This is a genomic window from Xanthovirga aplysinae (assembly GCF_009711365.1).
GTDB classification, from domain to species: domain Bacteria; phylum Bacteroidota; class Bacteroidia; order Cytophagales; family Cyclobacteriaceae; genus Xanthovirga; species Xanthovirga aplysinae.
Map to the genome: position 1 here is coordinate 1 of NZ_SMMB01000150.1, position 494 is coordinate 494.

1 protein-coding gene is annotated in these 494 nt (G+C 32.6%); it reads right to left on the reverse strand.

Going from position 1 to position 494, the window contains the following annotated elements:
* Positions 1 to 121 precede the first annotated feature (121 nt).
* Positions 122 to 494: DUF1304 domain-containing protein (locus E1171_RS00245; RefSeq protein ID WP_343031267.1), on the reverse strand; the 373-nt coding region annotated here is incomplete at its 5' end.

Below are 494 nucleotides of genomic sequence, written 5' to 3' on the forward strand. Positions count from 1 at the left end.
TTCGACCTCTTTAATACAGGATAGGGCATACAAATGACCTCAACATAGCCTTGAAATTGAAAATAAAGCTTTCTATTCCGGTTAAATTGAACAAATGGCAATAAGACAGGAACATTCCCATTTATTTAAATAGCACTATTAATAAAGTCGTTAATGCTGGTAAAGCTTGAACAAAGAATATTTTTCTTTCAGCAGTTAAGGAACCATATATTCCTGCCACTGAAATACATGCCAAGAAAAAAATAGAAACGTTTATCTGCCAAATTTTATCCTCAATGAAAAATGTCCAAATTAGTCCTGCAGCTAAAAACCCATTGTAGAGTCCTTGATTGGCAGCTAACTCTTTGGTTTTATTAAACAATTCACTTGGAAAGCTTTTGAATACTTTCTTACCCCTTGTTTCCCAAGCAAACATCTCGAACCACAAAATATAACAATGAATAAATGCTATTAAACCAATCAGGACTTTAACCAATAACTCCATTTTTTTTAAC